General features: G+C 71.1%; 26 protein-coding genes and 1 pseudogene. 12 read left to right on the top strand and 15 right to left on the bottom strand.

Annotated elements, in window-relative coordinates:
- Nucleotides 1-77: 77 nt before the first annotated feature.
- The 4 genes from DFJ66_RS33640 to infC form a co-directional block, all read right to left on the bottom strand.
- The gene (locus DFJ66_RS33640; RefSeq protein WP_121232124.1) at nucleotides 78-917 is read right to left on the bottom strand and encodes a TrmH family RNA methyltransferase; all 840 of its coding nucleotides are present in this window, start codon (nucleotides 915-917) and stop codon (nucleotides 78-80) included.
- Entirely contained in the window at nucleotides 914-1303 is a 390-nt protein-coding gene (gene rplT / locus DFJ66_RS33635; protein WP_121227296.1) for a 50S ribosomal protein L20, read from the bottom strand. The genes DFJ66_RS33640 and rplT overlap by 4 nt, the downstream gene beginning before the upstream one ends.
- A 60-nt stretch (nucleotides 1304-1363) precedes the next feature.
- On the bottom strand, nucleotides 1364-1558 hold the full coding sequence (gene rpmI, locus DFJ66_RS33630; RefSeq protein WP_121227294.1) for a 50S ribosomal protein L35: 195 nt from the start codon (nucleotides 1556-1558) through the stop codon (nucleotides 1364-1366).
- Between the two features lie 104 nt (nucleotides 1559-1662).
- On the bottom strand, nucleotides 1663-2265 hold the full coding sequence (gene infC, locus DFJ66_RS33625; protein WP_121227292.1) for a translation initiation factor IF-3: 603 nt from the start codon (nucleotides 2263-2265) through the stop codon (nucleotides 1663-1665).
- Between the two features lie 266 nt (nucleotides 2266-2531).
- Here infC and DFJ66_RS33620 point away from each other — a divergent pair, with 266 nt between their 5' ends.
- On the top strand, nucleotides 2532-2882 hold the full coding sequence (locus DFJ66_RS33620) for a DUF1844 domain-containing protein (protein WP_121227290.1): 351 nt from the start codon (nucleotides 2532-2534) through the stop codon (nucleotides 2880-2882).
- Between the two features lie 336 nt (nucleotides 2883-3218).
- On the top strand, nucleotides 3219-5114 hold the full coding sequence (locus DFJ66_RS33615) for a S8 family serine peptidase (RefSeq protein WP_121227288.1): 1896 nt from the start codon (nucleotides 3219-3221) through the stop codon (nucleotides 5112-5114).
- Nucleotides 5115-5121: 7 nt separating this feature from the next.
- Here the strand turns inward: DFJ66_RS33615 and DFJ66_RS33610 are convergent, their stop codons facing one another.
- Nucleotides 5122-5721 (bottom strand): hypothetical protein, encoded by a 600-nt coding sequence (locus DFJ66_RS33610; RefSeq protein ID WP_121227286.1) that lies wholly within the window; start codon nucleotides 5719-5721, stop codon nucleotides 5122-5124.
- Nucleotides 5722-5795: 74 nt separating this feature from the next.
- Between DFJ66_RS33610 and DFJ66_RS33605 the strand changes: the two genes are divergently transcribed.
- Entirely contained in the window at nucleotides 5796-8078 is a 2283-nt protein-coding gene (locus DFJ66_RS33605) for an ATP-binding protein (RefSeq protein ID WP_246030001.1), read from the top strand.
- Nucleotides 8079-8196: 118 nt separating this feature from the next.
- On the opposite strand, the gene DFJ66_RS33600 is transcribed toward DFJ66_RS33605, so the two are convergent.
- The 3 genes from DFJ66_RS33600 to DFJ66_RS33590 are packed head-to-tail and all read right to left on the bottom strand — an operon-like array spanning nucleotide 8197 to nucleotide 10309.
- Nucleotides 8197-8580, bottom strand: a complete 384-nt coding sequence (locus DFJ66_RS33600) for a RidA family protein (RefSeq protein WP_121227284.1) — start codon at nucleotides 8578-8580, stop codon at nucleotides 8197-8199.
- Between the two features lie 2 nt (nucleotides 8581-8582).
- Nucleotides 8583-9344, bottom strand: a complete 762-nt coding sequence (locus DFJ66_RS33595) for an IclR family transcriptional regulator (protein WP_121227282.1) — start codon at nucleotides 9342-9344, stop codon at nucleotides 8583-8585.
- Nucleotides 9344-10309: a sugar kinase gene (locus tag DFJ66_RS33590; protein WP_121227280.1), complete on the bottom strand. Its 966-nt coding sequence runs from the start codon at nucleotides 10307-10309 to the stop codon at nucleotides 9344-9346. Before DFJ66_RS33590 ends, DFJ66_RS33595 begins: the two co-directional genes overlap by 1 nt.
- A gap of 108 nt (nucleotides 10310-10417) precedes the next feature.
- Here DFJ66_RS33590 and DFJ66_RS33585 point away from each other — a divergent pair, with 108 nt between their 5' ends.
- The 3 genes from DFJ66_RS33585 to DFJ66_RS33575 are packed head-to-tail and all read left to right on the top strand — an operon-like array spanning nucleotide 10418 to nucleotide 14670.
- The gene (locus tag DFJ66_RS33585; protein ID WP_121227278.1) at nucleotides 10418-11677 is read left to right on the top strand and encodes an amino acid deaminase; all 1260 of its coding nucleotides are present in this window, start codon (nucleotides 10418-10420) and stop codon (nucleotides 11675-11677) included.
- A 15-nt stretch (nucleotides 11678-11692) separates the two neighbouring features.
- A complete protein-coding gene (locus DFJ66_RS33580; RefSeq protein WP_121227276.1) occupies nucleotides 11693-13279 on the top strand; it encodes an N-acyl-D-amino-acid deacylase family protein in 1587 nt (528 codons plus the stop codon).
- On the top strand, nucleotides 13276-14670 hold the full coding sequence (locus DFJ66_RS33575; protein ID WP_121227274.1) for a GntP family permease: 1395 nt from the start codon (nucleotides 13276-13278) through the stop codon (nucleotides 14668-14670). The genes DFJ66_RS33580 and DFJ66_RS33575 overlap by 4 nt, the downstream gene beginning before the upstream one ends.
- A 54-nt stretch (nucleotides 14671-14724) precedes the next feature.
- On the opposite strand, the gene DFJ66_RS33570 is transcribed toward DFJ66_RS33575, so the two are convergent.
- Entirely contained in the window at nucleotides 14725-15579 is an 855-nt protein-coding gene (locus DFJ66_RS33570; RefSeq protein ID WP_121227273.1) for a hypothetical protein, read from the bottom strand.
- Nucleotides 15580-15660: 81 nt separating this feature from the next.
- Nucleotides 15661-16824, bottom strand: a complete 1164-nt coding sequence (locus DFJ66_RS33565; RefSeq protein ID WP_121227269.1) for an FAD-dependent oxidoreductase — start codon at nucleotides 16822-16824, stop codon at nucleotides 15661-15663.
- Nucleotides 16825-16898: 74 nt separating this feature from the next.
- Between DFJ66_RS33565 and DFJ66_RS33560 the strand changes: the two genes are divergently transcribed.
- Nucleotides 16899-17492 carry a TetR/AcrR family transcriptional regulator gene (locus DFJ66_RS33560; RefSeq protein WP_121227267.1) on the top strand — a complete coding sequence of 198 codons (594 nt, stop codon included), beginning with the start codon at nucleotides 16899-16901 and terminating at the stop codon, nucleotides 17490-17492.
- 3 nt (nucleotides 17493-17495) lie between these two features.
- Here the strand turns inward: DFJ66_RS33560 and rnhA are convergent, their stop codons facing one another.
- Genes rnhA through DFJ66_RS33545 form a run of 3 tightly spaced genes read right to left on the bottom strand, consistent with a single transcriptional unit; the run spans nucleotide 17496 to nucleotide 20303 of the window.
- The gene (gene rnhA, locus DFJ66_RS33555; RefSeq protein ID WP_170199816.1) at nucleotides 17496-17948 is read right to left on the bottom strand and encodes a ribonuclease HI; all 453 of its coding nucleotides are present in this window, start codon (nucleotides 17946-17948) and stop codon (nucleotides 17496-17498) included.
- A gap of 13 nt (nucleotides 17949-17961) precedes the next feature.
- Nucleotides 17962-19857 carry a UvrD-helicase domain-containing protein gene (locus DFJ66_RS33550; RefSeq protein ID WP_121227265.1) on the bottom strand — a complete coding sequence of 632 codons (1896 nt, stop codon included), beginning with the start codon at nucleotides 19855-19857 and terminating at the stop codon, nucleotides 17962-17964.
- A 53-nt stretch (nucleotides 19858-19910) separates the two neighbouring features.
- A complete protein-coding gene (locus DFJ66_RS33545; RefSeq protein ID WP_121227263.1) occupies nucleotides 19911-20303 on the bottom strand; it encodes a DUF1801 domain-containing protein in 393 nt (130 codons plus the stop codon).
- 78 nt (nucleotides 20304-20381) lie between these two features.
- Between DFJ66_RS33545 and DFJ66_RS33540 the strand changes: the two genes are divergently transcribed.
- The 4 genes from DFJ66_RS33540 (at nucleotide 20382) to DFJ66_RS33525 (ending at nucleotide 23041) form a co-directional block, all read left to right on the top strand.
- Complete coding sequence (locus DFJ66_RS33540) at nucleotides 20382-21074, top strand: class I SAM-dependent methyltransferase (protein ID WP_170199814.1); 693 nt, start codon at nucleotides 20382-20384, stop codon at nucleotides 21072-21074.
- A gap of 12 nt (nucleotides 21075-21086) precedes the next feature.
- Nucleotides 21087-21392 carry a DUF7336 domain-containing protein gene (locus DFJ66_RS33535; protein ID WP_121227259.1) on the top strand — a complete coding sequence of 102 codons (306 nt, stop codon included), beginning with the start codon at nucleotides 21087-21089 and terminating at the stop codon, nucleotides 21390-21392.
- Between the two features lie 170 nt (nucleotides 21393-21562).
- On the top strand, nucleotides 21563-21862 hold the full coding sequence (locus tag DFJ66_RS33530; protein WP_246030000.1) for a hypothetical protein: 300 nt from the start codon (nucleotides 21563-21565) through the stop codon (nucleotides 21860-21862).
- A 12-nt stretch (nucleotides 21863-21874) separates the two neighbouring features.
- A complete protein-coding gene (locus DFJ66_RS33525; RefSeq protein ID WP_121227257.1) occupies nucleotides 21875-23041 on the top strand; it encodes a hypothetical protein in 1167 nt (388 codons plus the stop codon).
- Nucleotides 23042-23050: 9 nt separating this feature from the next.
- On the opposite strand, the gene DFJ66_RS33520 is transcribed toward DFJ66_RS33525, so the two are convergent.
- On the bottom strand, nucleotides 23051-23728 hold the full coding sequence (locus tag DFJ66_RS33520) for an MBL fold metallo-hydrolase (RefSeq protein WP_121227255.1): 678 nt from the start codon (nucleotides 23726-23728) through the stop codon (nucleotides 23051-23053).
- A gap of 127 nt (nucleotides 23729-23855) precedes the next feature.
- On the opposite strand from DFJ66_RS33520, the pseudogene DFJ66_RS44590 reads away from it, so the two are divergent.
- Nucleotides 23856-24791: pseudogene (locus DFJ66_RS44590) on the top strand (acyltransferase family protein); the annotation flags it as partial.
- Nucleotides 24792-24895: 104 nt separating this feature from the next.
- On the opposite strand, the gene DFJ66_RS33510 reads toward DFJ66_RS44590, so the two are convergent.
- Entirely contained in the window at nucleotides 24896-25681 is a 786-nt protein-coding gene (locus DFJ66_RS33510; RefSeq protein WP_121227251.1) for a maleylpyruvate isomerase family mycothiol-dependent enzyme, read from the bottom strand.
- Nucleotides 25682-25848 lie beyond the last annotated feature (167 nt).

Genomic DNA, 25848 nt, shown 5'->3' with positions numbered 1-25848 from the left:
CGCGCAGGCGGGCAACTGAGGCGGACGCGGGCAGCGGTCGTTGCGGGCGGAGCGGTCGTTGCGGGTGGTGGCCGCAGTCAGGTGCGTTGGGCTCGGGCGGAGGCGTAGAGGCACACGGCGGCGGCTGTGGCGAGGTTGAGGCTTTCCGCGCCGCCGTAGATGGGGACCTTGAGCGACGTGTCGAGCTTGGCGACCACGTCGTCGGGGAGGCCGTGGGCCTCGCTGCCGAACACCCACGCCGTGGGGCGGGCCAGGTCGCCGCGCAGGTCGGCGGTGACCAGGTCCTCCTCGGCGTACCCGTCGGCGGCGACCAGGCGCAGGCCGGCTGCGCGGCAGGCCGCGAAGACCTCGTCCGCGTCACGGGACCGGGAGATCGGGAGGTGGAAGACACTGCCGGTGGAGGCGCGCACGCACTTGCCGTTGTGCGGGTCGACCGTGTCGCCGGCGAAGATCACCGCGTCGGCGCCGGCCGCGTCGGCGACCCTGGCGACCGTGCCGGCGTTGCCCGGGTCGGCGACGCCGTGCAGCACCGCGACCAGGCGTGCGCCGGCCAGCGACAGGAGCGGCAGGGGTACGTCCAGCAGGTCGCACACGGCGACCAGGCCCTGCGGCGACACGGTCTCCGACAGGCCTGCGGCGGCCTTCTCGGTGACGGCGCTCACCGGCACACCGGCGTCCACCGCCGCCCGGACGATCTCCGGGTTGCGGTCGGCGGCCACCGAGGTGACGAACAGCTCGTGCACCCGACCGCGTCCGGCGGCGGCCCAGGACAGCGCCTCGCGCACCGCCTGCGCGCCTTCGGCCAGGAAGCGGCCCGCCCGTTCGCGGCCGGACCGCCTGGTCAGGTGCCGAGCAGCAACGACCCGGGGTGTCCGTTCGGTGAACGGAGCAGCCCCGGGTCGCGGTGCGTCGCTCAGGCCTTGTCCTCGACGGGCGCGTTCACGTCGGCGGGCAGCGCGGCCTTCGCCAGCTCGACCAGCGCGGTGAAGGCGCCGGGGTCGCTGACGGCCAGCTCGGCCAGGATCTTGCGGTCCACCTCGATCTCGGCGAGGCGCAGGCCCTGGATGAAGCGGTTGTAGGTCATGCCGTTGGCGCGGACACCGGCGTTGATGCGCTGGATCCACAGCTTCCGGAAGTCGCCCTTGCGCGCGCGGCGGTCGCGGTACGCGTAGTTGAGCGAGTGGAGCACCTGCTCCTTGGCCTTGCGGTACAGCCTCGAACGCTGGCCGCGGTAGCCGCTGGCGAGCTCAAGGGTGGTACGGCGCTTCTTCTGGGCGTTCACGGCCCTTTTGACGCGTGCCACGGGTCCATCCTGTCGATCTCGTGGGGCTCGTGGCCCCGGTGTTCAAGGGGAGCGGGAGGATCAGATGCCGAGCAGCTTCTTGATCCGCGGCACGTCGTTCTTGGCGACCTCGGTGGTGCCGCTGAGGCGACGGGTCAGCTTGCTGGACTTCTTCTCCAGCAGGTGGCGCTTGCCCGCCTTCTCACGGATGATCTTGCCGCTGCCGGTGACCTTCACGCGCTTGGAGGTACCGCTGTGGCTCTTGTTCTTCGGCATTCCTGTCCTCGTCTCCTGCCGGCCGCCCCGCAGACGCGAGACGGCCACGCTTGCGCCCGACCGGGAGCCGGGCCACTGCTTGCGCCCGGCCGCCGTGGCCGGGATCACTCCTCGACAGACTCCGCCGGGGCGTCCTCTTGCTCGTGCTTCACCGGACGGGTCTTCGTGGTCTTGTGCGGCGCCAACACCATGATCATGTTGCGGCCGTCCTGCTTGGGGTTCGACTCGACGAAGCCCAGCTCCGCGACGTCCTCCGCCAGCTTCTGCAGCAGCCGGTAACCGAGTTCGGGCCGGGACTGCTCTCGGCCGCGGAACATGATGGTCACCTTGACCTTGTTCCCGTGCGACAGGAAGCGGGCCACGTGGCCCTTCTTCGTCTGGTAGTCGTGCGGGTCGATCTTCGGCCGGAGCTTCTGCTCCTTGATGACCGTCAGCTGCTGGTTGCGGCGCGACTCACGGGCCTTCTGGGCGCTCTCGTACTTGAACTTCCCGTAGTCCATGAGCTTGCAGACCGGCGGCCGAGCCTGCGCGGCGACCTCGACGAGGTCGAGATCCGCTTCCTGCGCGAGTCGGAGCGCGTCCTCGATGCGAACGATCCCGACCTGCTCGCCGTTCGGCCCGACCAGACGAACCTCCGGCACGCGGATGCGCTCGTTGATACGCGGCTCGGTGCTGGCGGGAGCACCTCGGTTCGAGGGACTTGTCATTCACGTCCTTTGTGACTCGTTGTGCGCCAAAGACAAGAGGCCCCACACCTGCCCGGTGTGAGGCCCGCTTCCGACCGATCGCACAACGAAGGGCGCAGTCCACCCGTCGAGGTGACCGGACCCGGCCACCTGAAGGCGGTGGAACGCGGGTGGGAGCGGGGCTCCACTTGCCGTCCCCACGTGGGTGGGGACTGGTCGCGCGGAGAATAGTAGCAGACCGGCTTGTCAACCCCCGAACCGGCGACCGGAACGGGTCGGTTGCGAGAATGGCCGACGTGACCGACCTGCCTCCGAACAACGTCCGCGAGCTGTCCGATGTTCCCAGCATCGAGGTGATCAGCAAGGCGGCCATCATGCTGCTGTCCGCCGCCGCCGAGCGCCTCGGCCTGGCCGACGAGGACCCGGACTCGAGCCCCCGCCGCGACCTCGACGAGGCCCGCCGGCTGATCACCGCCCTGGCCGGCCTGGTCACCGCGTCCGCCGAGTACCTGGGCCCGCACGCCGGGCCGCTGCGCGAGGGCCTCCAGTCGGTCCAGCGCGCGTTCCGCGAGGCCTCCGCCGTGCCCGACGAGCCGGGCCAGGGCCCGGGCGAGAAGTACACCGGCCCCGTCTACTGACCTGCGACCAGGACACCCCACCCACCCGGGCGAGTCGCCGCACGAGCGTGGCCGGCGAGTCGCCGCACGACCGTGGCCTGGCGGCGGCTCCCGGGGAGCGGGGTGAGCGGTTCGCCGGCGGCTGTCCAGGGGTGTCGACGACGACACCGGAGGGGTTCGCGGGTTCACTCCGGCGAGTGACCCTGCGAACACCGGCGGGCACCTGTGGATTAGTTGTGAAAGTCCCCTTGGGAAGCGCCTTCCCTGTGGTTGGCTGTGCCCGCGCGGGGGTCACTCGAACGAGTGAAGTCACCCCCTCGCTTCCGCTCAGTACCCACATTGAGGGGGCACCCAGTCATGGGAGATTTCGGCACGTCCTGGAGACGTATCGCCGGTGTCGGGGCCACGGCGGCGATCGCCGCTCTGGGCCTCAGCGCGACACCGGCGTTCGCGCAGGAGGTGACCATCGAGGGCGCGGGGAGCAAGAGCGCCGTCGAGGGCAGTTACATCGTGGTGCTGAAGGACCGTCAGGACACCGACGTGGTCCTGCGGAAGAACGCGGTCCACGTCACGCACAAGTACTCGGCCGCGCTCAACGGCTTCGCCGCGCAGATGAGCGAGGCCGACGCCAAGCGGCTCGCGGGCAGCCCGGCCGTGGCCAAGGTGGTGCAGGACCAGAAGATCACGACGGCGGGCACGCAGACCAACCCGCCGTCGTGGGGGCTGGACCGGATCGACCAGCGGTATCTGCCGACCAACGGCACGTACAACTACGCGAACTCGGCGGAGAACGTCCACGCCTACGTCATCGACTCGGGCATCCGGACCACGCACACCGACTTCGGTGGGCGGGCGACGTTCGACTTCAACGCCTTCCGGACGCCCCAGAACCCCAACGAGCCCGACGTCGACTGCAACGGCCACGGCACGCACGTCGCCGGCACCCTCGGCGGCACGTCGTACGGTGTGGCGAAGAGCGTGCGCCTGCACGCCGTGAAGGTGCTGAACTGCCAGGGCAGCGGCAGCCTCGCCGGTGTCATCGCGGGCATCGACTGGGTCACCACGAACCACGTCAAGCCGGCTGTGGCGAACATGAGCCTCAGCGGGCACGACCCGGACAACGAGGGCACCGTCCTCGACGACGCGGTCCGCAGGTCGATCGCGGCGGGCGTCACCTACGTCACGGCGGCGAGCAACTACGGCGACACCGAGATCGGCAACGCTTGCGAGTGGTCGCCGGCCCGGGTCTCGCAGGGCATCACCGTCGGCGCGACGAACAGCACCGACGCGCGGGCGTACTTCTCGAACTGGGGTTCGTGCGTCGACATCTTCGCGCCGGGGGTGAGCATCACGTCCGCCTACAACACCGGCGACACCGCGACCGCGATCATGGACGGCACGTCCATGGCCGCGCCGCACGTCGCCGGGGCGGTGGCGGTCTACCTGTCCGCGAACCCGACCGCCACGCCCGACCAGGTGCAGCGCGCGGTCGTGAAGAACGCGACTTCGGGCAAGGTCACCGACACCCAGGGGTCGCCGAACCGCCTGCTGTTCGGCTCGCCCACCCCGGACTACACCCCGGTCGCCGACCGGATCGTCCGCGGTGAGTCGCTGGCGGTCGGCCAGCAGAAGGTCTCGCCCAACGGCCAGTACAAGCTGGCGCTGGACGCGGACGGCAGCCTGGTCCTGCGCAACGCCACCAACGCGGTGGTGTGGCACAGCCAGACCTCCGGCCGGGGTGGCGTCAGCGCGGAGCTCCAGCACGACGGCAACTTCGTGTTGTACACCGCGGACGGCAGCCCGACGTGGCACACCTTCACCGGTGGCACCGCGGTGGACCGGATCGTCGTGCAGGACGACGGCAACGTCGTCGCGTACGGCGGGTCGAACTACTACTGGCACCGGCAGCTCTCGACGCCGGCCAAGGACCGGGTCACCAGGGGGCAGATGCTGGTCCGCGGTGAGACGAAGGTCTCGCCCAACGGCCAGTACAAGCTGACGCTGCAGACCGACGGCAACCTGGTGCTGTACAACGCCGCCGGCCAGCCGGAGTGGCACACGTTCACCTACAACAGCGACGTGACCCGCGCGGAGCTCCAGTACGACGGCAACTTCGTCCTCTACAGCACCGCGGGCGCGCCGCGCTGGTACACCGGCACGAACGGCACGCCGTCCGACCGGCTCGTGGTGCAGGACGACGGCAACGTCGTGCTGTACGGCGGCAGCCAGTACTACTGGCACCGCCGGCAGTGAGCACGGCTCACCGGCCCCGCAGCCCCCGTGTCCTGAGGTAACGGGTGGCCAGGGCCTCGACGACCTCTCGGTCGTCCTGGCGCCAGGCGGTGGCGGGGTCGGTGGGGAACTTCGCCAGCTCTCGTGGTGACAGGGTCGTCAGGCCCTGGAGGGCCAGCAGGTCGATTCGGCCGGTGTCGCGCAACCTCCGCGCGGCACCGGCCTTTTTCGCGTAGCGCACGCGCAGTGGCAGCCAGGTGATCAGCAGGAACATCACCGGGATGGCGATCAGGGCCACCGCCAGCCACAGCGCGGTTGTCTCCACGGCCTCGATCTGGGTGTTGCCCGCGTCCACCAGGGTCCCGCCGGCGTCACGGCCCTTGTCCAGGGCCTCTCCCAGCCTCCCGCCCACCAGCGGGACGTCCCGGGCCTTGGCGGCGGCGTCGGAGAAGGTGTCGCGCAGGCCGTTGCCCGCCCTGGTCAGGCCGTCGCCGGGGGCCCGCAGGGTGAGCACGGCGTCCCGCGCGCCCCGCGCCACCTCGACCCAGAACCACACCCACGCCAGTGCCAGCAGGTCGGCCACCGCCTGGAGCGCCCGGCGCGCCGGTGCGTCCGCGTACCACTTCATGCGAGACCAATACCACCGATGCGACCCGGTGACGCCTCCCATGGCCAATCCGGCCACGCACTAATCTGGCCGGAGTGGGGACGACGTTCGGCGGCCTGCTGCGCGAGTACCGGCAGCGCGCGAGGCTGACCCAGGAGGAGCTGGCCGAGGGTTCGGGGGTCAGCGTCCGGGCGATCAGCGACATGGAACGCGGTCGGGCCAAGGGGCCGCAGCGGCGCACGGTGGAGGCGTTGGCGGGGGTCCTGAGCCTGTCCGACGAGGAACTCCGGCAGCTGGCGAGTGCCGCCAAGGACGGTCGGGTGCGCAAGCAGCCCACGATCGCCCAGTGCGCGTTGCCGCCGGACATCGCCGACCTGACCGGCCGGGAGCGGGCGCTGGAGGTGGTGGCGGGGATCGCCGACCGCGCCGAGACCTCGGTGGTCGTGGTGCACGGGCCGCCGGGGGCGGGCAAGACGAGCCTGGCCGTGCGGGCGGGGTACCGGTTGGCCGACCGCTTCCCGGACGGGTGCTTCTTCTTCAACCTCCGGGGCATGGACGCGCGTCCGCTGCATCCGGCGGAGGTCGTGCACCGGATGCTGCTCGCGCTGGGCGTCGAGGAGTCGCGGGTGCCGTCCAGCGAGGCCGAGCGCTCGGACCTGTACCGGGAGCTGCTGCGCGACCGGTCGACGCTGGTGGTGCTGGACAACGCCGCCGACGAGGCCCAGGTGCGGCCGTTGCTGGCCACCGGGAAGCGGTCGCTGGTGCTGGTGACGTCCCGGCAGGTGCTGGGCGGGTTGGAGGCCGTGGCGCGGTTGGCGCTGGACGTGCTCGGGCCGGCCGAGTCGGTGGACCTGCTGGCCGCCATCGCCGGGACGCGGGTCGCGGCCGAGCCCGAGGAGGCCGCTCGGGTGGCCAAGCTGTGCGGGCACCTGCCGCTGGCGCTGCGCATCGCGGGCAACCGGCTGGCCAGCCGTCCGAAGTGGACGGTCGCGCACCTCGCGGGTCAGCTCGCCGACGAACGCCGCCGGCTGACCGCGTTGACCGCGGGCGACCTCCAGGTGCGCACGGCGTTCGAGATGTCCTACCGGCAGTTGGGCGGCAAGGCGGCTCTGCTGTTCCGGCGGCTGTCGGCGGTCCCGGGCGCGAGCTTCACGCCCGAGCTGGCGGCCGTGGCGGCGGGCATGGACCGGTTCGAGGCCGAGGACACGCTGGAAGAGCTGGTGGACGTGAGCCTGCTCGACACCGCCGAGACGCCGGGTCGGTACGTCTTCCACGACCTGGTCCGGGTGTTCGCCGGCGAACGGCTCACCGAGGAGGAGCCCGACCACGAGGACACCCGCACGCGCGTGGTCCGGCACCTGCTGAGCACGGCCGTGGCGGCGGCCGGGTTCTACGGTCCCGACGCCCGCGACACCCCGACGGAGTTGTTGGCGGACAAGGAGGACGCGGACGCGTGGCTGGTCGCGGAGACCCCGGGCTGGCTGGGCGCGCTGCGCTGGGCGTCGGCGCGCGGCCTGCACCGCGAGGTGCTGGACCTGGCCACGGCCATGCACTGGTACTCCGACCAGCGCGGACGCGGTGAGACGTGGGTCGAGGTGTTCACCGCCGGGGTGGCGGCGGCACGGGCGCTGGGCAGCGTGCGCGACGAGGCCGTGCAGCTGAACTTCCTGACCTGGACGCTGTGCGTGCTGCTGCGCCGACCCGCCGACGCCCTGGCGTTGCACGAGGAGGCCTGGACGGCCGCGGTCGCGTGCGGTGACGTGCGGGAGCAGGCGTGGGCCATGCACTACCGGGCCGCGTCGGAGATGCACTCGGGCGAGCTGGAGTCGGCGCTGTCCAGCGCGGGCCGGGCGCGGGTGCTGTTCCGGGCGGCGGACTACCCGTTGGGCGAGCAGATCTCGTTGTCGTGCATGGGACTCGTGCTGCACGGGTTGCGGCGGTACGAGGAGGCCGTGGACGTGCACCGGAAGTTGATCGACGGCGTCCGCTCGGGCGTGCTGAACCTGTCGGCGGTGATGACCACCGAGATGCTCGGCAGCCTGCTCGTGCGCACCGCGAACAGCCTGGCCGAACTGGGTCGCTGGCCGGAGGTGCTGGAGACGGCGACCGAGGCGGTGGAGCACTCGGTCGCCGCCACGGCGCCCAACACCACGAGCGACGCGCGCACGTTGCGCGGGCTGGCCCTGCACCGGCTGGGTGAGCCGGTCGAGGCGCGGACGGAGCTGCTGGCGGCCGTGGCGGTGGCGACCCAGCAGCGGCACCGCCGGCTGGTGCACGCGTTGGAGGTGCTGGCCGAGGTCCACGACGAACTCGGCGACCCGGCGGCGGGAGGGGAGTGCCGAACCCGGGCCGCCGAACTGCGGTCATCCGATCGGTGACGCGTTCCTGGCCATCGCAACGCGGTCCTTTCGTGGGGGTGACCCCAGTCAACCGCCGGCGGCGGGCGCGCACCACGCAGAAGTACCGGCAGAAGTACGCGCCCGTCTCACCACGTGTTCAGCCCAGGACGGCCAAGGCGTCGATCTCGACCAGCAGGCCGGCGGGCAGGCCGACGTAGACCGTGGTGCGGGCGGGGAACGGCTGCTGCGTGACGACCTCGTTGTAGACCTCGTTCATCTCGCCGAACTGGGAGGTGTCGGTGAGGTAGACGCGCATCATCACCACGTCGTCCATCGACGCGCCACCCGCTTCCAGGACGGCCGCGACGTTGCGCAGCGCCTGGCGGGTCTGCTCGGCGACGGTCTCGCCGACGATCTCGCCGGTGGCGGGGTCGAACGCGACCTGGCCCGCGACCTGGAGGACGTTGCCCTTGATCACCCCCTGCGAGAACGACGCCACCGGGGTGGGCGCGTTCGGCGTGCGGATCTCGGTCTTGGCCATTCTCACTTCTCCTGTTGGTCGCGCGGGCTGTAACCGCATTCGAGGGACGCCGCCCGCGCGGTCGCGAGCAGGTCGGGCAGGTGGCCCAGCAGGCCGTCGTAGTCGAGCAGGACCTTGGGCACCGACATCGAGACCGCCGCCACCACCTCGCCGCGCGCGCCCCGGATGGGTGCCGCGATGCAGTGGATGAAGTCCTCGTGCTCGGCGTTGTCGACGGCGTACCCGCGCTCGCGGACGCGGTTCAACTCCTCCAGGTACGCCTCGGGCGTGGTGATGGTGTTGGCGGTCAGCGGCACGTAGTCGATCTCCCGCGCGACCTCGCGGCGGCGGGCTTCGGGCAGGTCGGACAGCAGGACCTTGGCCACGGCCGTGCAGTGCAGCGGGGCGCGGCGGCCGATGCGGGAGTACATGCGCATCGGGTGGGTGCTGTCGTACTTGTCGATGTAGATGACCTCGCCGCCCTCGTAGGACGCCAGGTGCACGGTGTAGCCGAGTCTGGAGTTCAGCTCGCGCAGCGCGGGTTCGGCGGCGCGGCGCACGTCCCGCTCCTCCAGCGCCCGGTTGGCCAGGTCGAACAGGGCCGCGCCGAGCCGGTAGTGGTGGACGCCGTCGCGGCGCACGAACCGGTGCGACTCCAGGGTGCGCAACAGCCGGAGCGTGGTGGACTTGTGCACGTCGATGACGGCGGACAGCTCGTCGAGCGTCTTGGCGCCCCCGGCCAGCTCCCCCATCAACGTCAACGCCCGGTCCAGGCTCTGACTCATCACACTCTCCTCAGGTGCGCGGCGGCCCACGCCGGCGGGTCGGCGGACAGCAGCGGCCCGGTCACCTCGGGCGGCAGCGGTTCGCCCACATCTTCGCTGGTGAGCAGCGCTGCGGCGGCTTGGAGGTGCCCGGCGCGCAGCCGGCGGGTCGGCGGCAGGCCCGCGAGGTGCGCGGCGAGGTACCCGGCGGCGAACCCGTCACCGGCCCCGACCGGCTCCACGACGTCCACCTTCAGGGCCTCCTGGTAGGTGAACTCGCCGTCTTCCACGGCGGTCGCGCCCTCCTCGCCCTGCTTGACGACCAGGGTGGCCGGGCCGGGCAGCAGGGCGCGCAGCTTCTCCGGGTCGCCGGTCCCCCACACCGCCTCCGCCTCGTCCGCGCCGGCCAGCACGATGTCGGCGGCGTCGGCCAACTCCAGCAGGACGGACGGGTCGCGGTCGGCCCACAGCGCCGGCCGCCAGTTCAGGTCGAACGACACCAGGTGCTCACGCGGTCCGCGCAGGACGGCACGCAGCAGCTCCAGACAGCTGTCCGACAACGCCGCCGTGATCCCACTGACGTGCACCAGCCGGACGTCGTCCAGGTTGAGGCCGGCCAGAACCTCCGGCCCCATCGCCGAAGCCGCCGAACCGGCCCGGTAGTAGCGGGCGTGACTCCCCAGCGGGTCGGCTTCCTTCACGTAGAGACCGGTCGGCCTCGAAGGATCGACCCGCACACCGCTGACGTCCACCCCGGCACCGCCCACGTAGTCGAGGACCGCCCCACCGAAGGCGTCGTCACCGACCGCCGACACCCAGCGGCTGCGCAAACCCAAGCGCGCCAAGTGGATGGCCACGTTCGACTCGGCCCCGCCGATCGCCCGCGTCCACGTGCGCACCGAACGCACGGGACCAGACTCGGCCGGCACCAGGACCACCATCGTCTCGCCCAGGCACACCACGCCGCCCGAAAGGTCGAACCGCATCCACTGTCCTCCGGAGTTCATTGACGAGGCGGCAGGCGAATGTTACACATCTCGGCATCACATCGCGCAATAGCCGTTGCGAAATATGCAACGTGAGGAGCGAGACACGTGGACATCGACCGGGACGCCGTCGCCGCCCTCCGCGACGAGCGGATCGACTGGCGGTTCAAGGGCCTGCCCGCCGACACCTTCGGCCTGACCGTGGCCGAGGTCGTCGGACGGAGGCTCGACCTGTTCGCTGACGGCTTCGTCGGACCGCTGGTCGTGCTGGACGCCAACGCCCTGGAGCACAACCTGGCGACCATGGCCGCCTGGTGCGCCAGGCACGGCGTACTCCTGGCCCCGCACGGCAAGACGACCATGGCACCGCAGCTGTTCGCCCGCCAGTTGGACCACGGCTCGTGGGGCATCACCGCCGCCAACACCAGCCAGCTGCGCGTCTACCGGGCGTTCGGGGTCCGCACGGTCCTGCTGGCCAACCAGCTCGTGGACCCCGCGGGCCTGCGCTGGGTCGCCGACGAACTCGCCCGGCACCCGGACTTCGAATTCACCTGTTGGGTGGACTCCGTCGCGGGCGTCGAGCGCATGACCGAAGCCCTCGGCAGGCCCACCCGACCGGTGGACGTGCTCGTCGAGCTCGGTGCCGCCAACGGACGCACCGGCGCACGCGACCTGCCGACCGCCATCGAGGTCGCCAAGGCCGCCGCGCGGAGCCCCGCCCTGCGGCTGGTGGGCGTCGGCGGCTACGAGGGCGCGCTGGCGCACGACGCCACCGACGACTCACGGGCGACGATCGACGCCTACCTGGACAACCTCCGCGTGCTCGCCATCGGCATCCACGACCTGTTCGAGGTCGAGGACCCGATCGTCACCGCCGGCGGCAGCGCGTACTTCGACCAGGTGGCCACCGTGCTCACCCGGCCGTGGCCGTTCCCGGTCCGGCCGATGCTGCGCAGCGGCGCGTACATCACCCACGACGACGGCTTCTACCGCGGCATCTCCCCGCTCGCCCGCACCCCGGGCGAGGACCCGTTCCGGCCGGCGCTGAAGGCGTGGGCGCAGGTGACCTCCCGCCCGGAACCCGGTCTCGCGCTGCTGACCATGGGCAAGCGGGACGCGTCCTTCGACGAGGGCCTGCCCGAGCCGCAGGTCGTCCGCACCCGCGACGGCGTCCGCCCGCTCAAGGGCGAGGTCACCGCACTCAACGACCAGCACACCTTCCTGTCCCTCCCCGCCGGCGAGTCGGTCGAGGTCGGCGACTGGGTGGGCTTCGGCCTGTCCCACCCCTGCACGGTGTTCGACAAGTGGCAACTGCTCCCGGTGGTCGACGGCACCACCGTCGTCGACCTCGTGCGCACCTACTTCTGAGAGGGGACCGGCGACGTGGACATCGTCTACAAGGGCGCGCTCGTCGTGGACGGCACGGGCGCGCCCGGCTACCGGGCGGACGTGGGCGTCGCCAACGGTCGGATCGCCGAGATCGGGAAGGTGTCGGCGAAAAGGCGGGTTGACGCGGACGGGCTGGTGCTCGCGCCCGGGTTCATCGACATGCACTCCCACTCCGACATCCAGGTGCTCGCCAACCCCGAGCACCTGGCCAAGGTGTCCCAGGGCGTGACCACCGAGGTCATCGGCCAGGACGGGTTGTCCTACGCCCCGGTGGACGACGACGTCCTCGCCGCCCTGCGCGCCCAGCTCGCGGGCTGGAACGACGACCCGGCGGGCTTCGACTGGAACTGGCGCACGGTCGGCGAGTACCTGGACCGGCTCGACCGGGGCATCGCCGTCAACGCCGCCTACCTGGTCCCCCAGGGCACCTTGCGGATGCTGTGCGTCGGCTGGGACGACCGGCCGGCCACCGAGTCCGAACTGGACCGGATGCGCCAAGTCCTCGCCGAGTCCTTGCACCAGGGCGCGGTCGGCATGTCGTCGGGCCTCACCTACACCCCCGGCATGTACGCCGACTCGGCCGAGTTGACCGCGCTGTGCCGGGTCGTGGCCGAGCTGGGCGGCTACTACAGCCCGCACCACCGCAGCTACGGCGCGGGCGCGCTGGAGGCGTACTCGGAGATGGTGGAGGTCTCCCGCCAGTCGGGCTGTCCCTTGCACCTCGCGCACGCCACCATGAACTTCGAGGTCAACCGGGGTCGCGCGGGCGAGCTGCTGGCCCTGCTGGACGACGCCATCGCGGCGGGCGCGGACGTCACCCTCGACACCTACCCGTACCTGCCGGGCGCGACCTACCTGTCCGCCCTGCTGCCGAGCTGGAGCAGCGAAGGCGGTCCCGAGAAAACCCTCCAGAGGCTGACCGACCCCGAGACGCGCGAACGCATCCGCGTCGAGATCGAGGAGATCGGTTCGGACGGCTGCCACGGCGTGCCGGTCGACTGGGACACCATCGAGATCAACGGCGTCCGCAAGGCCGAGAACACGCACCTGGTCGGCAAGTCGGTGGCCCAGTCCGCTCGGGAGACGGGTCGAGCGCCGGCCGAGCTGTACTTCGACACGTTGGTGTCCGAACGCCTGGGCACGTCGTGCCTGATGCACGTCGGCCACGAGGAGAACGTGCAGGCGATCATGCGCCACCCCGCGCACACCGGCGGCAGCGACGGACTCCTAGTCGGCGACCGGCCGCACCCGCGCGCGTGGGGCACGTTCCCCCGCTACCTCGCGCGGTACGTGCGCGAGCTGGGCGTGCTGAGCCTGGAGGAGTGCGTCGCGCACCTGACCGGACGTGCCGCCCAACGCTTGCGCCTGACCGACCGAGGGCTGGTGCGACCCGGCTACGCCGCCGACCTGGTCCTGTTCGACCCGCACGAGGTCGCCGACACCGCGACCTTCGACCAGCCCCGGCAGGCCGCCGCGGGCATCCCGCACGTCGTCGTCAACGGGGTCCCCGTGGTCGACGCCGGCAGGCGCACGGACGCCCTGCCCGGACACTCCCTGCGAAACACCCGGAGCCGCGCATGATCGACTGGTTGCAGCATTCCACCGGCGGGCTGTTCACGCTGTCCGCGCTCAGCATCGCCCTGCTGCTGGTGCTGATCATCAAGGTGAAGGTGGAGCCCTTCATCGCGCTGCTGGTGGTCGGCCTGCTGGCGGCGCTGGCCGCCGGGTTGCCGGTGGAGCAGCTGGTGGGGTCGGCGCAGAAGGCGTCCGGGTCGCTGCTGGAGAACGGGTTCGGCGGCATCCTCGGCCACGTCGCCGCGATCATCGGGCTCGGGACGCTGCTCGGGGCGATCCTGGAGGCGTCCGGCGGCGCGGAGGTGCTGACGCGGACGCTGCTGCGGTCGTTCGGGGAGAAGCGCGCGCCGCTGGCGATGGGCCTGGCCGGGTTGATCTTCGGTGTGCCGGTGTTCTTCGACATCGGCATCTTCGTGCTGGCGCCGCTGGTGTACGTGGCGGCGAAGCGGTCGGGCCGGTCGATCGTGCTGTACGCGATGCCGTTGCTGGCCGGACTGTCGGTGATGCACGCGTTCATGCCGCCGCACCCCGGTCCCGTGGCCGCCGCCGGTCTGCTGAAGGTGTCGTTGGGCTGGATCATCATCATGGCGCTGGCCGTGGCGATCCCGGCGTGGCTCATCGGTGGTGTCATCTTCTCGGCGTGGGTCGGCAAGCGGATCGTCGTGCCGGTGCCGGAGGAGATGCTGGCCGCTGCGGAGAAGGTGCGCGCCGAGGAGGGTCGGGGTGAGCCGCCGCTGTCGTTGGTGCTGGGGATCATCGCGGTGCCGTTGGTGCTGATCCTGGCGGGCACGTTCGGCTCCATCCTGCTGGCCAAGGGTTCCGTGCTGTACGGGGTGTTCACGTTCTTCGGCACGCCCGCCGTGGCGCTGACCATCGCGGTGCTGCTGGCGTTCTGGCTGCTGGGGTTGCGGCGCGGGATGACGCGGCAGCAGATCGGGGAGCTGTCCGGGGCGTCGCTGCGGCCGGTGGCGATGATCCTGCTGGTGGTCGGCGCGGGCGGGTTCTTCGGCGCGGTGCTGTCGGCGACCGGTGTCGGCAAGGTGCTGGCGACCGAGCTGTCCGACTTGGGGTTGCCGGTGATCGCACTGTCCTACGTGATCAGTTGCGGGATGCGGATCGCGCAGGGGTCGGCGACGGTGGCGATCGTGACGACGACCGGGATCGTGGCGCCGGTGGTGGGCGACCTCGGGTACTCACAGCCGCAGTTGGCGCTGGTGGTCATGGCGATCGCGGCCGGGTCGATCATCGCCTCGCACGTCAACGACGGCGGGTTCTGGATCGTGTCGCGGTACTTCGGGTTGTCGGTCAAGGAAACCCTCCAGACGTGGACGGTGCTGGAGACGATCCTGTCCGTGGTCGGGTTCGCGGTGGCGGCCCTGTTGAGCCTGGTGGTGTAGCCGGGGAGCCGGTGCCCGCGGGGGCACCGGCATCTCCTGGAGGCCTTCGAACCGTCAGGCCTTCGAACCGTCCGGCTTGGCCGCGAACCAGACGCCGCCGACGCCGTGGCCCTTGGCCTCGCCGCACACCTTGTCCTCGGCGAACAGGTACAGCGGCCGACCGCCGACCGTGACCTGCTTGGTGCCGTCCTTGCGGGCGACCGTGCCGACCAGCGCCTTGTCCACGCCCTGCACCTCGAAGTTCTCCGACTCGACCAGCAGCGGCGGCCACTTCTTCGCGCAGTCGCCATCGCAGTTCGAGGTCGGCGGCTTGGCGGAGTCCTTGTCGAAGCGGTACAGGGTCATGCCGTCCTTGTCGGTCAGCACGGTGCCGAGGTTGCCCACGGACGCCGTGGTCAGCGCCAGGCCACTGGCCGCCTGCTGCGCCTTCTTGCCGTCCGGCGCTGCCACGAACCACGTGCCGCCGACGCCTTGCCCCTTGGCGTCGCCGGGTTCCTTGTCCTGCGCGAAGTGGTACATCGGCCAACCACCAACCGTGATCTGTCGGGTGCCATCTGCGCGTTCGATGGTGTTGACGAGCTTGTCCTCGACACCGGCGATCTGCACCTCTCCGCCCTGCGCCACGGCGGGTGGCCACTTCTCGGCACAGTCACCGTCGCAATTGGACACTGACGGACTCGCGGTGTCCTTGTCGAACCGGTAGAGCGTCAACCCGCTGCCATCGGTGAGCACGGTGCCGAGGCTCGGCACCACGGCCGTCGCGAGCTCCGGTTCCTGGGCTTTCGCACCTTCTTGCGGGGCCTGAAGTGCTTGCGGCACAGCGGTTCCGGGTTGCGCGGGCTGACCGCAGGCGGCGAGCAACGCCATCCCGACAAGAGCCCCGAACACAGCCGCACGAGTGCGGATCATGGTGAACCTCCTTGAGGTGATCGCTTCGGCGACCGACTGCCACCCACACGGATGGCGACCCGAGGCGGTTCACCCCGATCTTCAGTCCACCGCGGGCTCGCGGAACGCCACCCGCTTCAGCGGCGGCACGGCCTGGAACAACCGCAGCACCGACTTGAACGCGACCTTGCCCGCCCGGTTGCCGGACACGAACTGGTGGGCGGCGCGCAGCGACCCCTTCACCGCCGCGAAGCCGTAGTCCCGCATCTGCCGCTCGTAGTCGGCGATCGCGTCCAGCGGCGCGCGGTCGAGCAGGTTGTTGCACAACAACCTCGCGTCCCGCAGGGCGGTGTTGGCGCCGATGCCGCGCATGGGGGTCATGCTGTGGATGGCATCGCCCAGCAGGGTCACCGTCGTGGTCTTCCACGGCGGGACCGGCTCCGACGTGCGGATGGGCCAGTGCGCGACCTCGGCCTCGGGCGTCTCGGCGACCATGCGCCGCAGGTCCGGGTGCCAGTCCGCAATCGCTTGCGCGACAACCTCCTTGAGGTCGCCCGAGGTGTCGAGGCCGTCCGCCGCGTAAGCCCACATCAGGTAGCCCTCGCCGTCGAGGACGTGCGGCGCCAGGAACATGCCCGCCGCGCTGCGCGGGATGATCGACAGCGGGTTGTCCAGCATCTGCCGCGACAGCCACGCCCGCGTGTCCGGGTTGAGCGGCAGCTTGCCCGCCACCGCACTGATGCCCGTGTCGACCCGGCGCGCGTGCGGCAGGTACTGGGCGCGCACGGCGGAGTTCGCGCCGTCCGCGCCGACCAGGACGTCGCAGCGAACCGTGGAGCCGTCGGCGAAGTGCGCGGTGATCCGGCCGTCCACGTGCTCGTAGCGGGTGAAGCGGCGGTCGAAGTCGACGTCCAAGCCGTCGAGCAGGATCTCGCGGAGGGTGATGCGGCTGACCGAGTGGTGGGCGCGCTCGGGCGCGGCCTGCGGGACGTCGAGGGTCAGCAGCGGCGTGAGCCGGTCGTCGACGAACCCGAAGCCCGCGGCGTACCCGGCCGTGGCGACGAACTTCTCCCACAGGTGGGGCGGGAGGCAGTCGTGCAGCGCCTGGGACCCGTGCGGGTCGATGTGCAGGCGGTACCCCTGGATGCGGTCGGTGGGCGTGCGGTCGCGCTCGTGCACCGAGACCTCGACACCGGCCTTCTTGAGGCCCTGGGCCAAGGCCAGCCCGCCGACACCGCCACCGATCACTGCAACGTGGATGCTCATGGGACAACTATCATCCATGCGGATGATTAAGTCAACCGTACGTTTGAAACTGGTCTTCGGCTACCGTTGCCGACGTGCCACGCCGCTCCCCCGACACCGACGAACGCAAGCGCGACCCCGAGCGCACGAAGGCGCGCATCATCGAGGCGGCGGTCGCCGAGTTCGGCGCGAAGGGCTTCGCCGCGGCCCGGGTCAGCGCGATCGCCGAGCGGGCGGGCGTCAACAAGCAGCTGATCTCGTACTACTTCGGCGGCAAGGAAGGCCTGTTCAAGGAGATCACCGGCCAGTGGCTCCAGCACGCGGACGTGCTGCGGGACGGCCCGATGGCCGAGGTCGTCCGCCGGTTCGCCCTGAGCACGGCGACCCACCGCGACTGGGCCCGGCTGCTGGTGTGGACGAACGTGACCGAAGAGGACTCCCCGCCCGACCAGGGCGAGACGGAGTACTTCAAGGCCCAGGTCGAGGACGTGCGCCGACGTCAGGCCGAGGGCGAGATCCCGGCGGACGTCGACCCGGCGGCGTTCCTGCTCGCCATCACCGCGGCCGCCAGCGCCACGATCTTCATGCCCCAGATGGCGCGGCGGATCACCGGCCAGGACCCGGCGTCACCGGAGTTCACCGAGCACTACGCGGAACAACTCGCGCGGCTGGTCCGCCACCTGGGCTGAGCCTCAGGCCCCGGACCGCGCTTCCTGCACCCCGAGCACGGCCAGCCGGTCCGCGCGCTCGTTGTCGACGTGCCCGGCGTGCCCCTTCACCCAGTGCCACTCGACCTCGTGGGGCGCGGCGGCCTCGTCCAGGCGCCGCCACAGGTCGGCGTTCTTCACCGGCTGCTTGGCGGAGGTCATCCAGCCGTTGCGCTTCCACTTCGCCATCCACGACGTGACGCCGTTGCGCACGTACGTGCTGTCGGTGTAGATCCGCACGACCGAGGGCCGGGTCAGGCTTTCGAGCGCCCTGATCGGGGCCATCAACTCCATGCGGTTGTTCGTGGTCGGCCCGGGATCGCCCCCGTGCAGGTCCTTCTCGTGCTGCCCGTACCGCAGCACGGCACCCCACCCACCGGGTCCGGGGTTCCCGCTGCACGCCCCGTCGGTGTAGATCTCGACCACGCCCTCACCCACGCCGGCACGATACCTACTCCCGCACCTCGCCCCACCACAGGTGGTCCCGCGCCCGCGTCGCGGCCACCAGGCGCTGGCGGGCCAGGAGCTCGGCCTGCTCGGCGGGCACCTCGCCCCGGGACACCTCCACCACCAGCACGCCCTGGAAGTCCAGCCCCTTGGCGCGGTGGACGGTGCCCACCTTCAGCCGGTGGTCGGACCCGCCGTCGAAGTCCTCCAGAGCACACACCTCGATCCCCGCCTCCCGCAGCAGCCGGGCGCAGGTGTGGGCGGCGGTGTTGGAAAAGGTGATCACGGCCGCCTGACCCAGGGGCACGGGCAGTTCGCGCACGGCCTTCGCCAGCGCCTCCGGCAGCTCCGCCCCCGTCCCCGACCACCGCTTGGTCTGGCCGCCGGGCGACGCGACCTCCGCCTCGCGCAGGGTGACGCCGGCCGCGCCGTCCAGGTCGTCCACCGCGTTGTCCGCGTCGAAGTCGCGCGCGAAGGCCAGGACCCGCTCCCGGTTGCGGTAGTTCACCCGCAGCACCTCGCCCCGCCCCTGCACCGGGATGCCCGCGTCGGACAGCCGCCACCCGCCGGTGTAGACCTGCTGCTGACCGTCCCCGACCAGCAGCAACCCGTCCGGGACGTCACCCGCGAGCTCGCGCAGCAGCCGCAGGCCGGTCAGCGTGATGTCCTGGACCTCGTCCACGACCACCGCCGCGTACCGGGGGCGTTCCTCGCGCACCTCGTGGAGAGCGGCGGCGACCAGGTCGTTGTGGTCGTGGGCGCCGCGCTCGCGCAGGAACCGCTGGTAGGTCTCGTAGAGCTGCCAGACCTTGCGCTTCTGGCCCACGTCCAACCGCACCCGGCGTCCCTTGCGCACCACGGCGGCGTACTCCTCGAACGTCTCCAGCCCACGTCCTTTGATCACGCGGTCGATTTCGGTGTGCCAGTACGCGGGGTTGGGCTCCAGCTCGGCCAGGGCGTCGCGATGCACCGTCCACGCACGGTTGAACTGGGTGTGCGCGGCGCGGGCGTCGACGGGGAACGGCTTGCCCCGGGCGTCGAGCAGGTCGCGGGCCCACGAGTGCAGGTTGGTGAACTCCACGCGGTCGACCAGCTCCGGTGCGAACCGGGCGAAGGTGGACCGGTGGACGCGCGGCAGGGTGCGGACGAAGGTGGTGAACAGCAGCGGTCCCGTGGTGCGGCGGGCGAGGTGGCGCAACCGGTGCAGGGCCACGACGGTCTTGCCGGTGCCGGCCGGACCGCTGATCCGCGCCGGACCGTTGTACCGCCGCGTCACCACGGCCTGCTGGTGCGGGTGCAGGAACGTCAGCCACGACTCGAACGGCCGCTGCCGGGCGGCGGCGAGCTGGTCCTCGGCCACGTCGGCGACCTCCAGCAGGCCCGGCGCGTCGGACGCGCGCCCGGCCGCCTGGACGCTCAGGTCCTTGTACCCCTTCAGCCGGCGTTCGAGGTGGGCGGCGATCGCCTTCACCTGCGCGCGGGTGAGGTGGGCGTTGTCGCGGCGGAACAGGCGGGGCACGTCGGCCTCGGTCAGCCGCGCGAACGGGTCCGGCGCGTCACCCGCGACCACGGCGTAGTGGATCGCGCTGCCCGCCAGCACCTCCCCTTGCGCTCCCCGGATGCCCGCACACGCCTCCTCGGCGTGCCGGACCGCGTGCGTGCCGTCGTCCAGCCCGCCGACTGCCACCGCGGTGACGCCGTTGACGCCGACCAGGAAGACGTCCGCCCGGTCCCGGCGCGCGGTGTCCCGACGGGCCAGCACGCGCCAGCCGTCCGCCGTCTGGGCCACGAGGGCGGTCAGCACCCGCCGCCACACCGGGTCCGCGCCAGGCCAGGCCCGCGAGACCAGTTCACCCGCCTGCCGCTGGACCTGCCGCCATGCGTGCGCGCTCAATCCCACGCGTCACAAAGGTAGCCGGTAACGGCGTTACAGTCGGCCCCGTCGGGTCCCGATCACCCGGATGCCGCCTTCTTGATCTTCCGCCACCCGCCCGCCCGGTTGTCCGCGACGATGTGGCGCAGCAGGGTGACCAGGGCCGGGGCGTTGATCGGGTCGTCGCGGTAGATCGAGATCATGCGGCCGGTCTTGTTGCCGTGGCCGGCGGTGATGATGCCGTCCGGGTCCGGGGCCAGGCCGCCGTCGTACAGGAAGACGTTCACGTGGTCCTTGGTGGCCTGGAGGGCGCAGACGTTGCCCTGGAGGACGAAGTACGGGCGGTTGGTGAACTTGATCGTCTCCTCGATCTCCGGGTCGGCTTCGTGCACCAGGGCGCGCACGCGCCGGCAGATGTCCTGCTGCCACTCGGGCAGGGCTTCGATGTAGTCGTCCACACGCGGGTCGGTCATCGGTTCGTCCCTTCTCCTCTGTGGACGAGTAGAAACCCGGTCGCCGATTTCGACATGCTCGGACGAGAATCCCGGCTCATGTTCCCCGACTTCGCCCGCGCCCCGAACATCGCCGACCACCCGGACGTGTACGAGCGGGAGAACGAGGCCATCGACCCGACCGGCGTGCTGTGGCGGGCGCTGCGCGCCGAGGCGGACTGGGCCGGCCGCACGATCGTGGACCTGGGCTGCGGCACCGGCTTCTGGCTCCCCCACTACGCCGCCGACCCCGGCACGACGGTCATCGGCGTAGAACCCGACCCAGACCTGCGCGCCCTCGCCACCACCCGCGTCACCACCCCCGTCCTGGCCGGCTCCGCCGAACACCTCCCTTTGGACGACGCCTCGGTAGACGTCATCCACGCCCGCTTCGCCTACTTCTTCCCACCCGACTGCGAACCGGGCCTGCAGGAGGCCCTGCGCGTGCTCAAGCCCGGCGGCCACCTGGTCGTCATCGACAACGACTGGCGCCACGGCGAGTTCGGCGCCCTCCTCACCCGCTCCTCCTGGGCCACCGCCCAGGGCACCGCCGACACAACCGACGAGTGGTGGCACGCCCGAGGCGCCCGCCGCACGGAGGTGATGTCGTCCTGGCGCTGCCGGGACGCGGCCGAGTTGGAGTCGGTGCTGCGCATCGAGTTCCCGCCGGACGTGGTGGACGAGTGGCTGGCGGACCACCCGGGGCGGAACGAGATCACCTACGGCTACACCCTCTTCACCGTCACCGCGTGACCTGGAGCACCCGTGGAAGTCTTCCTGCTCTGGCACGTCCGCCACGCCCGATACCCCGACGGCTCCGCCGACCACTTCGACGAGTCCGGCGAGCTGGTCATCAACGAGGAGGAGGGCGACAACGTGAAACTGCTGGGCGTCTACTCCACGAGGCCGCGCGCCCGTGACCGCATCGAGCGCGCACGGGCGACGCCGGGCTTCATCGACGAGCCGGACTGCTTCGAGATCAGCAGATACCCGGTCGACGAGGACCAATGGGCTGAGGGCTTCGTCGTCATCCCCTACGACGATGACGACCAACAACCCGATTCGGCCTGAAATCCCGCGGCCAAGGAGGTCCGCCTTCGTGCGCTGCGCGGTCGCGGCGGTGGCTACGCTGACGCCCGTGATGGGAGGTGTCCCCCAGACCGCGCTCCCTGATGAGGTGTCTCATGGCCGGGCGAGCGAAGATATCCGGTGCGATAACCGGTCGGTGGCGGATCATGGCGATGAGCGAGTGGGACCGCGATGCCATCGACCTCGTCGAGCCGGGGTTCATCGAGTTCACCGAGGACGGTGCCGGCGAACTCGGTTTCATCGTCGTCCGCGGGGAGTTGGACTGCCGCCCGGCCGAGCGGGACGGCCGTGCCGGCGTCGAGTTCACCTGGGCGGGCTCCGACGAAGGTGACGAGGTGAGCGGACGTGGTTGGGCGTTCCTCGTCGGCGACGCCGAGATCGAGGGGCACCTGTCCTTCCACTTCGGGAACGATACGAGCTTCCGAGCGGAACCCTCTCCGCCGAGCCGGTGAACTGGACGGGCAGTGAGCGAGTACCAGTACTACGAATTCGTGGCGATCGACCGACCTCTCGACGCGGCCCAGCAGGCCGAGGTCCGGTCTCTGTCCACCCGCGCGACGATCACGGACACCAGCTTCGTCAACGAGTACCACTGGGGCGATTTCAAAGGTGACGTCGACAGCTTGATGGAGCGCCATTACGACGCGCACCTGTACGTGGCGAACTGGGGCACCCACCGGGTGATGTTCCGCCTGCCGAGCAGCCTGCTCGCCCCCGAGGTCGTCGACGCGTACTGCGTGGGAAACCAGGTGAGCGCCTGGACCGCGGACGAGTTCGTCGTGCTCGACTTCGTCAACGAGGACGAGGCCGGCGACTTCGACTTCGACCACGACCCGGACACGTTGCTGTCCGAGATCGTCGGCGTCCGCACCGAACTCGCCGCCGGCGACCTGCGCCCGCTCTACCTGGCCTGGCTCGCCGCCTACGGGGTCTGGGAGCGCGACGAGGACGCCTTCGACCGCGAAGCCGACGACGACGTCGAACCCCCGATCCCACCCGGCCTGGGCACGCTCACCGCGCCACAACGGGCACTGGCCCGCTTCCTGCGCCTGGACGACGACCTGCTCGCGACCGCGGCCGAGGCCAGCCCACCGCTCGACACCCCCACGGACGACGCCGAAGGGCTCACCGCCTGGGTCCTGGGCCTGCCAGTCACCGAGAAGGACCGCATCCTCGAACGGGTCGTCCGGGGCGAGGCGACGCACGTGCGCATGGAACTGCTGCGCCGTTTTCGCGACGACACCACCCCGAGAGTCCCCGCCCCGGCCACTCGCACCGTGGGCGAACTGCTCGACGACGCGGCACGCCGACGAGCCGACCGCGAGCGGCGGCTGGAGGCCGAGCGCGCCGCGGAAGAGGCCCACCGGCAGCGGGAGCGGGCCCTGGCCTTCCAACGGCGGCTGGACGAGCTGGCGCGCGAGGGAGACGCGGCGTGGTCGCGGGTCGACGCGCTGATCGACACCCGGAAACCGGCCGACTACGACGCCGCTGTCGCCCTGCTCACCGATCTCCGCGCGCTCGCCGGACGCGAGAACACCTACGACACGTTCACGTCACGCGCGATGGCGCTCCGGGCCACGCATGCGCGCAAACCCAGCCTCATCGAACGCTTCGACCAAGCCGGCATCTGAGCACCGCGCTCACCAGCCGCGGGCGCGCCACTCGTCCAGGTGAGGGCGTTCCTTGCCCAGCGTCGAGTCGTCGCCGTGGCCCGGGTAGAACCACGTGTCGTCCGGCAGCACGTCGAAGATCCGCTCCTTCACGTCCGTGAACAACGACGTGAAGTCCTCCGGCGACGTCGTCCGCCCCACCCCGCCCGGGAACAGCGAGTCGCCGGTGAACAAGTGCGCCCCCTCCGACGCCGACCGGTAGAGCAGGGCGATCGACCCCGGCGTGTGGCCGCGCAAGTGGATCACCGAAAGAGGCACCCGGCCGACCATCACCGTGTCGCCGTGGGACACCAGCTGGTCCGGCGGGATCGGCAGGACCGGCGCGTCCAGCTCGTGCGCCACCGTGTTCGAGCCGTTGGCACCCGCGACCGCGCCCAGGGCGCCCCAGTGGTCCTGGTGGCGGTGGGTGGTGACGACGGTTTTCAGGCGTGGGCGTTCCAGGGTGTGGCCCACCAGGTCCGAGATGCGGGTCGGGTCGGCTGCCGCGTCGATCAGCAGGGCCTCGTTGGTCGCACGGCACACCAGCAGGTAGGTGTTGTTGTCCATCGCACCCACGCTGAGCTTGGTGATCGTCAGTTCGCCCAGCGTGCGGCGGGCGGCGGGGCCGTTCGGGTCGACGTGTCCCGTGTAGTCGTCAAGTACGTCCACGAGCGCCGACGGTAGCCCAAAGGGCACCCTTCAGGGCGCGTACAGGTTGCTCCAATAGGCTTAGTAACGATCAAGCCTGTCAAGACGATGTCATTTGATTACGCACTGAACTGGGTACCTCAGCCTCGTGCCTTCTCCTCGCCGGATCAACTGGGACGTCCTGCGCGTCCTGGCGGTGCTGGCCGTCCTGCTCCAGCACGCCACTCACGCCGGTCCGTCCGTGCACCCCGAACTCAGTCCCCCGCTGTTCACCGTCTCCCTGGAGATGGGCGCCAGCACGCTGGTCGTCATCTCCGCTTTCTTCGCCTGCGCCTCCCTGGCCAAGGGCGAACCCGCTCGCTTTCTGCGCAACCGCCTCGCCCGCCTGGTCCCCGCCTACGTGGTGGCGGCGGTGTGCACGTACGTCATCCTCACGCGGGTCGCCCCGGACGGGTGGAGTCAGCTCCAACCGGGTGATCTGCTGGTCAACGCCCTGATGCTGCAGAACTGGTTCCCCGGCGCCCGCCTGGTCGACTTCTCCTACTGGACCCTGCCCGTCCAGGTCACGGGGTTCGTCGCGGGCGCGGTGCTGGCCTCGCGGGTGCGGGGGACCAAGCTCAAGGTCTTGCTCTGGACGTTGGTCGCAGCGCCCTTGGTGCTGCGCGTGTGGACCGTCGAGCCCGGCGCCATCCGGACCCTCTACGACGGCTTCGGCCTGCACCGCGGCCAGTTGTTCGCCGCGGGAGTGGGCATCTGGTTGTGGTCGAAGGACCGGCTCGGCACCAAGCACCTCGCCGCGCTCCTGCTCGCCGCCCTGACCGCGCAAGCCGTGCACAGCGCGAACGTCACCTCCACCGTGGCGCTCGGCGTCCTCCTACTGGGCGTGGCCGCGTGCGCGAAGGGGCCGGACTGGGACATCGCCCCGGTCCGGTTCCTGCGCCGGCCGGTCAAGTGGCTGGCGGGCATCTCCTACGGCGTCTACCTGGTGCACCAGGAGATCGGGTACGTGGCCATGGCGGGAGTCGCCCGGTTCGGGCCGGTCGCGGAGCTCGCGGTCTTCCTGGGCACGGCCGTGGTGCTCGGGTGGCTGCTGACCGCGCTCGTGGAGAAACCCGCGTTCCGGGCGCTCACCGCCAGCCACCGACCCGCCGTGGTGACGCTGGTGCTGGCCGCCCGCCTGCACTCCGCTCAGAGCCACCTGGGCAGCGTGGGCGCGGTGCCGTTCAGCAGCGCGCCGCTGTGGCGGCCGGTCAGCCACCCGAGCACGTCCGCCGCCGACCCGCTGACCGTCGGACCGCTGGTCGCGGTCAGCTCCCAGCTGCGCTGACGGCCCTCGGGCAGGGTGACCTCCACGCGCACGTCCGGCACGTCGGCGCGGTCGGCGTACTGCCCGACCGCGTCGTCCACGAACGCCTCCAGCAGGTGGTCGGGCAGGTCGCCGAAGTCGACGCCGGCGTCGAGGTCGACCAGGTGGAACCATAGCTCCCGCAGCCGCAGCCACGGCACCCGGTGGGCCAGGAACACCCCGGTGCGCGGGTGCACGACCTCGGCCTCCCACGCGGTGGCGGGCAGGGCGTGGGCGGCGGCGGCGAAGCGCTGGCAGGCCGCGTCCAGGTCGGCCCGCAGCAGTTGCGGCGGGCGGCCCGCGCCCTCCTCGATGTCGGCGTCGCGGTCGGCGGCGCTCGGGTACATCGGGTGCTCGACGCCGGTCTTCGCCCACGTCAGCAGGTTGACCAGCGCGTCGGCGTTGCGTGCGAGATGCGTCACGACGTGCGCCCGGCTCCAACCCGGCAACCGGCTCGGTCCGCGCAAGAACGCGTGGTCGAGGCCGTCCACGACCTCGTAGAGCGCCTGTGTCGCCCGTTCCACCTCGACGAGGCCGGCGACGGCGTCCTGCGCGGCGGGCGACTGCTCGCGCGGCGCGGGTACGCTCGTCTCGGCGGATCGGACCTGGGCGGCATCAGCGAAGCTCATGGGCACCTCATCCCCGACGTCTGCGGCCGAATGGCCTATCGTGCCAGCGTAGGGGCGATCGCTACCGACCGGTAGAGCCGTTGGCGCACGATCGCGGTGGGACCCACCCGTTTTTGTCGGTGCTCGCCCCTAGCATGGGACGCGCCCTCCCCGACAGGCCTGTCGAG

It is taken from the genome of Saccharothrix variisporea (assembly GCF_003634995.1).
GTDB classification, from domain to species: domain Bacteria; phylum Actinomycetota; class Actinomycetes; order Mycobacteriales; family Pseudonocardiaceae; genus Actinosynnema; species Actinosynnema variisporeum.
Note: the sequence above shows the minus strand (reverse complement) of the source record. Positions and strands in the feature narration are given on the sequence as shown.